This window comes from Streptomyces boncukensis (assembly GCF_011045075.1).
Taxonomy (GTDB): Bacteria; Actinomycetota; Actinomycetes; order Streptomycetales; family Streptomycetaceae; genus Streptomyces; species Streptomyces boncukensis.
In genome coordinates this window covers 1-6,740 of sequence record NZ_JAAKZZ010000416.1, presented here as the reverse complement: position 1 = coordinate 6,740, position 6,740 = coordinate 1, and the positions used below count along the sequence as shown (strand labels likewise).

Below are 6,740 nucleotides of genomic sequence, written 5' to 3'. Positions count from 1 at the left end.
CTTGCTCGGTCAGCTCTACCACTGCCTGCACAACCGGCAGCTCTTCGACGAGCATCACGCATTCACCTCCTTCTCAGCAGCTCCAGCCGCCGCAGCTTGACTTCTTAGGCACGTGAGATGTCTCTCATGCCACAGAGCAGAGCGTCGATCGCGCAGTGCGGGGCATCAGTGGAAACATTCTCGCCCGCTCGACGCGAGTGTGACTATGGAGAGTGAACCGGTGGCGCCGCCACCACGGCCTCGTGGCCGACCGGAGGAAGGCCATCTTGCGGCGGATCCGGTCGAGGTCGGCTGTGGGGGTGGATCTGCTGCTCACGGACAAGGGCGCCGTCTCCGCGGTGGCCGCATGGGTGCGCAGCCAGGGCGGGGACCGCCAGGAGCGCGCCGACCACCCCCGGGCTGCCCCTGCCGCTCGCCATCGCCGTAGTGCCCGAGGGACTCCTCCCACTCCCTCGTCGCCGGGGACGGCCTCGTCCGGACAGGCGGCCTTGTCGGGCGGTGCGCGGGGGCAGGCCGCTGATGACGGCGTCGGTGACGAACACCCTGCCTGGCTGCGTCGGCGTGCGCCCTCCTTAACAAGGTCAAGAAGGCGATAACCTGGGGGAATGCTCCCCCAAGTGATGGCGACCCGCTATGTCACGCCGCTGCGTGAGGGCGGTTCGCTCCCCGGCATCGTCGAGGCCGACGACCTGGGGACCTACGTCATGAAGTTCACCGGCGCCGGACAGGGCCCGAAGACGCTCGTCGCCGAGGTCGTCTGCGGGCAGCTCGCCCGGCGGCTCGGGCTGCGGGTTCCGGACCTGGTGCGGATGTGGCTCGACCCGGTGATCGGCAAGGGCGAGCCGGACGAGGAGGTGCAGGAGCTGCTGAAGGCGAGCGGCGGGCTCAACCTCGGTATGGACTATCTGCCGGGCTCCATCGGGTTCGATCCGCTCGCGTACGCGGTGAGCGCGGCGGAGGCCGGGCGCGTGGTGTGGTTCGACGCGCTGGTGAACAACGTCGACCGCTCCTGGCGCAACCCCAACCTGCTGGTCTGGCACGGCGACCTGTGGCTCATCGACCACGGCGCCACCCTGATCTGGCACCACAGCTGGCGCTCGGCCGAGGCGGCCGCCGCCAAGCCGTACGACGCCTCCGACCACGCCCTGGCCCCCTTCCACCCCGACCTCGACGCCGCGGCTGCCGAGCTGGCGCCGCAGGTCACCGAGAAGCTGCTCGCCGAGTGCCTGGCCGACGTGCCCGACGCGTGGCTGGACGGGGAGCCGGGTTTCGCGGGCCCGGACGCGGTGCGTGCCGCGTATGCCGACGTGCTGGCGGCACGGGCCCGTACGCTCCATGAACGGATCACCCTCGGACCGCCGACCCCCGACCGGCCCTCCCAGGCGCCCGGCTGGCTGACGGGGAAGGACGGGGATGCCCGGTGAAGCGGAGTCAGTCACGGCACGCGGCGCGCGGTATGCGCAACGGGCTCGACGTCTTCGAGTACGCGCTGCTGCGCGTCGTCCCGCACGTCGAGCGCGGCGAGCTGATCAACGCGGGCGTCATCGTCTACTGCCGCGCCCGCTCGTTCCTGGCCGCGCGCACCCATCTGGACGAGAACCGGCTGTACGCGCTGGACCCCACCGCCGATGTGACGGGCGTGCGCGCGGCGCTCACCGCGATCGAGGGCGTGTGCACCGTCGGCAGCCGGGCCGGGCAGGCGGCGGGGGACGAGGCGGGGCGCCGGTTCCGCTGGCTCGTCGCACCGCGCAGCACCGTCGTCCAGCCGGGCCCGGTGCACACCGGGCTGACGGCGGACCCGGCCGCCGAGGCGGAGCGGCTGCTCGACCTGCTGGTCCGTTGACAGCGGAGGGCCTGCCCCATAGCGTCCCCCTGTCGAAGGTACTAAGCGGTTGCTCACCCCATTCAGGCGAGGAGAACCACCATGTCCAGCACCGAGCAGCGCGTCGCGGTCGTCACGGGAGCGGCCCGCGGTATCGGCGCCGCCACCGCCGTCCGGCTGGCGGCCGAGGGCCACCCCGTGGCCGTACTCGACCTCGACGAGGCGGCCTGCGGCGCGACCGTGGAGCAGATCGCGGAGCGCGGCGGCCGGGCCCTCGCCGTCGGCTGCGACGTCTCCGACTCGGCGCAGGTCAACCGGGCGGTGGAGCGGATCGCCGCCGAGCTCGGCCCGCCTGCGGTGCTCGTCAACAACGCCGGGGTGCTCCGCGACAACCTGCTGTTCAAGATGAGCGACGACGACTGGGACACGGTGCTGGGCGTGCATCTGCGCGGCGCCTTCCTGATGTCCCGCGCCTGCCAGGCGCACATGGTCGACGCCGGCTGGGGCCGTATCGTCAACCTCTCCTCGTCCTCGGCGCTGGGCAACCGCGGCCAGGTCAACTACGCGGCGGCCAAGGCCGGGATGCAGGGCTTCACCAAGACCCTCGCCAAGGAGCTGGGCAAGTTCGGCATCACCGCCAACGCCGTCGCGCCCGGCTTCATCGCCACCGACATGACCGCCGCCACCGCCGAGCGGGTCGGCATGGGCTTCGAGGACTTCAAGACCGCCGCCGCCGGCCAGATCCCGGTCCAGCGGGTGGGGGAGCCCGGCGACATCGCACACGCGGTCGCCTTCTTCGTCAGCGAGGGGGCCGGCTTCGTCTCCGGCCAGGTGCTGTACGTGGCGGGCGGCCCGCTCAACTGACCGCGGACGAGGAGAGGGAGCGGGATGACGGAGCGAGAGCAGCAGGGGCGCGCGCCGCTGACCGGGCGGGTCGCGCTGGTCACCGGCGGCAGCCGGGGCATCGGCTACGCCATCGCGGAGGCGTTCGTCGCGCGCGGCGACCGGGTGTGCGTCACGGGCCGGAACGAGGACGCGCTCAAGGAGGCCGTCGAGCGGCTGGGCCCGGACCGGGCGATGGGCGTCGCGGGCAAGGCGCACGACGCCGAACACCAGGCGGTGGCGGTCGAGCGGGTGATGGCGGCGTACGGCCGGATCGACCACCTGGTCAACAACGCCGGGACGAACCCCGTGGCCGGCCCGCTGGCCGAGCTGGACCTCGGCGTCGTCCGCAAGGTCTACGAGACCAATGTGATCTCGGCGCTCGGCTTCGCGCAGCGCGTCTGGGCGGCCTGGCAGCGGGAGAACGGCGGATCCATCGTGAATATGGCCTCCATCGCCGGACTCTCGGCCTCCCCGTTCGTCGGCGCGTACGGCATGAGCAAGGCCGCGATGGTCAATCTGACCCAGCAGCTCGCACACGAGTTCGCCCCTGTGGTGCGGGTCAACGCGCTGGCCCCCGCGGTGGTGAAGACGAAGTTCGCCGCCGCGCTGTACGAGGGCTACGAGGAGGAGGCCGCGGCGCGCTATCCGCTGGGGCGACTCGGCGTTCCTGAGGACATCGGTGGCGCCGCCGCGTTCCTCGCCTCGGACGAGGCGCGCTGGATCACCGGCCAGACCCTGGTGGTGGACGGCGGCCTGTTCCTCAACGCGGGCACCTGACGCCCGGCGCCCGGGTGCGCCCGAGCGTACCCGGGTGTCCGCTCCGTGTTCCGCACGCGCTTGCTGGGGTACTGTCGGACCCCGCCTCGCGGCCCCGGGCCCGTGCGAGGCGCCGGTGTGCGCAGGGGGAGGACGCACACATCCACCGCGCACACCTCGATCAGCGACGCAGGTCTCGCCGACCCAGGAGTGCGTACGTGTTCGACAGAAGCGTTTCCGCGCGGCTCGTGGCCGCGTTACTGCCCCTGGCGGCGCTCGCCCCCGCGTGCAGCGCCCTGCCGGGGAAGAGCGGGGGAGCGGAGCGCTCCCTCGTGGTCGGGACCACCAGCGCCCCCAGCGCCCTGGACCCGGCCGCCGCCTGGGACGGTTCCTGGGAGCTGTTCCGGAACATCTACCAGACGCTGCTGACCGTCCCGAACCCGGGCAGCCCGCCGAAGCCGGACGCGGCCGAGCGCTGCCGCTTCACCGACGGCGACAGCCGCGTCTACCGCTGCCGGCTGCGCGAGGGGCTCACCTTCACCAGCGGGAACGCGGTCACGGCCCGCGCGGTGAAGTACGCCCTCGACCGCACCGTGGCGATCGACTCCAAGGCGGGGCCGGCGTCGCTGCTGGCCTCCCTCGACCGGGTGGAGGTGCAGGGGGAGCGCACCCTCGTCTTCCACCTCAAGGAGCCCGACGCGACCTTCCCGTACGTCCTCACCACCCCCGCGGCCTCGCTGGTCGACCCCGCGGCGTACCCGGGCACCCGGGTGCGGTCGCAACCCGGCGCCGTCGGCTCCGGGCCCTACCGCCTGGCGGGCTACGCGCACGGGGAGCGGGCCCGGCTGGTGCGGAACCCGGACTACCGGGGCGCCGCCGAGATCAAGAACGACAGCGTCACCATCCGCTACTTCTCCCGGTCCTCCCGGATGGCCGCCGCCCTCCGAAACGGGCGGATCGACCTCGTCTACCGCGGGCTGACGCAGCCGCAGATCACCGCCTTCCAGGCGGCCAGGTCCGAGTCGGAGCACGGCGTCGAGCTGCACGAGATGACCGGTTCCGAGATCCACTACCTCGTCTTCAACCCCCGGGACCGCGCCGTGCGCGACCCCGCCGTGCGCGAGGCCGTCGCCCGGGTGATCGACCGCAAGGCGCTGGTCCGCAGGGTGTACGCGGGCACTGCCGAGCCGCTCTACTCCATGGTGCCGACCGGCATCGCGGGTCACACCAACGCCTTCTACAACAAGTACGGCGAGCCCGACCCGGACCGGGCGCGCGCCGTTCTCGCCCGCGCCGGGATCCGGCAGAAGGTGAAGCTCACCCTCTGGTACGCCGACGACCGCTACGGCGAGGCGGCCGCACGGGAGTTCGCCGAGATCAGGCGGCAGCTCAACGCCTCGGGGCTGTTCGACACCACGGTGCGGGGCCGCGACTGGAGCACGTTCCAGGCCGGGTTCCTGCGCGGCGCTTACCCGGTGTTCGGCCGCGGCTGGTCGGCCGACTTCCCCGACGCCGACAACTACCTGACGCCGTTCGTCGGCGCGCAGAACGCCATGGGCACGCCGTATGTGAACCGCGAGATCACCGAGCGGCTGCTGCCGCGCTCGCGGGAGATGAGCGACCGGGCGCGGGCCGGCCGCCCGCTCGCCCGCGCCCAGCGGCTCATCGCCGACGACGTCCGGCTGCTCCCGCTGTGGCAGGGGAAGATCCAGATAGCGGCCCGCAAGGACGTCGCCGGGGTGGAGTGGGCCCTGGACCCCTCCTCCATCATGCGGATGTGGCAGCTGCACAAGAAGACCAGCTGGTAGCGGGCCAGTTGGCGGGAGCGGCCCGCCGCTGTCAGTGCGGGACGGTACGTTCGGTGTGACGGGGGGACGACGCACGACGCACCGGAGGTACAGCGCGTGAAAGAGATGCTGCCCGAGTCCTGGCAGGGCGTTCTCGGCGAGGAGGCCGAGAAGCCCTCCTTCCAGCAGCTGGCGAGCTTCGTGGAGCAGGAGCGGGAGCGCGGGCCGGTCTACCCGCCGCGCGAGGAGGTCTTCGCGGCCCTGGACGCCACGCCGTACTCCCAGGTCAAGGTGTTCGTCCTGGGCCAGGACCCGTATCACGGCGAGGGCCAGGGGCACGGCCTGTGCTTCTCCGTGCGCCCCGGCGTGAAGACGCCCCCCTCGCTCCGGAACATCTACAAGGAGCTGCGCGACGACCTCGGCCACCCCGTGCCCGACAACGGCTATCTGATGCCCTGGGCCCGGCAGGGTGTGCTGCTGCTGAACGCGGTGCTGACGGTGCGCGCCGGCGAGGCCAACTCGCACAAGGGCCAGGGCTGGGAGCAGTTCACCGACGCGGTGATCCGCGCCGTCGCCGACCGCCCCGACCCGGCCGTCTTCGTGCTGTGGGGGAACTACGCGAAGAAGAAGCGCCCCCTCATCGACACCGCGCGGCACACGGTGGTGGAGGGCGCCCACCCCTCGCCGCTGTCCGCGAAGAAGTTCTTCGGCTCCCGCCCCTTCAGCCAGATCGACAAGGCCGTCGCCGACCAGGGCCACACCCCGGTCGACTGGCGCATCCCCGACCTCGGCTGAGGCGCGGTTGTCAGTGCCGGACGTTAGCGTCGGAACGTGTCGGCAGGTGAGGAACGGGAGGTGTCCGCCATGGCGGAACCCCAGCGGGAGGCGCCCCGGGGCGCCCTGGACGCGACGCTGGTCAGGCTCGGGCAGGCGATCATGCTGCACCGGGGCGGCGACCGCGAGGAGGCCAGGAACCGGCTCGCGGCGCTGTGGCAGGAGGCGGAGGAGTCCGGCCACCTCTTCCACCGCTGCACCATCGCCCACCATATGGCGGACACCCAGGACGACCCGGCCGACGAGCTGCGGTGGGACCTGTGCGCCCTGGCCGCGGCCGACGCGCTGACCGGCCGGCGGGAGGCGCGGGACCGGTGGGCGGAGCACGTCCGCGCCGTCCGCTCGCTGTATCCCGCGCTCTATCTCAACCTCGCGTCGGACCACGCCAAGCTCGGGGACGGCCCGTCGGCCCGGCGCGAGCTGACGCGGGCCCGCGGCGTGCTCGGCGAGCTGGCCGACGACACCTACGGCGCGGGGATCAGGGCCGCCGTGGCCCGCCTGGAGACCCGGCTGGCGGGCAGCACACCGCCCTAGGTGTTCTGTCTCGGGAGGTTGTGGACGGTGAGGCAGGTCTCGGTTGAGGGATCTTGAATGGGTGAGGGCCTTCCGGGTTCGGTGTGGATTGTGATGTCTGCACCGACCAGAAAGGCCCTCGT

General features: G+C 72.4%; 7 protein-coding genes. All 7 read left to right on the top strand.

Translation table 11 applies throughout. The features are described 5' to 3' along the window. Nucleotides 1–605: 605 nt before the first annotated feature. On the top strand, nt 606–1,424 hold the full coding sequence (locus G5C65_RS28480; protein ID WP_165301899.1) for a HipA family kinase: 819 nt from the start codon (nt 606–608) through the stop codon (nt 1,422–1,424). Nucleotides 1,425–1,456: 32 nt separating this feature from the next. Further along, nucleotides 1,457–1,843, top strand: a complete 387-nt coding sequence (locus G5C65_RS28475) for a DUF3037 domain-containing protein (RefSeq protein ID WP_165301902.1) — start codon at nt 1,457–1,459, stop codon at nt 1,841–1,843. An 81-nt stretch (nt 1,844–1,924) separates the two neighbouring features. After that, the gene (gene fabG / locus G5C65_RS28470) at nt 1,925–2,686 is read left to right on the top strand and encodes a 3-oxoacyl-ACP reductase FabG (protein WP_165301898.1); all 762 of its coding nucleotides are present in this window, start codon (nt 1,925–1,927) and stop codon (nt 2,684–2,686) included. Between the two features lie 24 nt (nt 2,687–2,710). Then, a complete protein-coding gene (locus tag G5C65_RS28465) occupies nt 2,711–3,484 on the top strand; it encodes an SDR family oxidoreductase (protein ID WP_165301897.1) in 774 nt (257 codons plus the stop codon). A gap of 197 nt (nt 3,485–3,681) precedes the next feature. Next, nucleotides 3,682–5,271 carry an ABC transporter substrate-binding protein gene (locus G5C65_RS28460; protein ID WP_165301895.1) on the top strand — a complete coding sequence of 530 codons (1,590 nt, stop codon included), beginning with the start codon at nt 3,682–3,684 and terminating at the stop codon, nt 5,269–5,271. 96 nt (nt 5,272–5,367) lie between these two features. Continuing rightward, on the top strand, nt 5,368–6,045 hold the full coding sequence (locus tag G5C65_RS28455; protein WP_338146710.1) for a uracil-DNA glycosylase: 678 nt from the start codon (nt 5,368–5,370) through the stop codon (nt 6,043–6,045). Nucleotides 6,046–6,114: 69 nt separating this feature from the next. Beyond that, complete coding sequence (locus tag G5C65_RS28450; RefSeq protein ID WP_165301893.1) at nt 6,115–6,618, top strand: hypothetical protein; 504 nt, start codon at nt 6,115–6,117, stop codon at nt 6,616–6,618. The last annotated feature ends 122 nt before the right edge of the window (nt 6,619–6,740 follow it).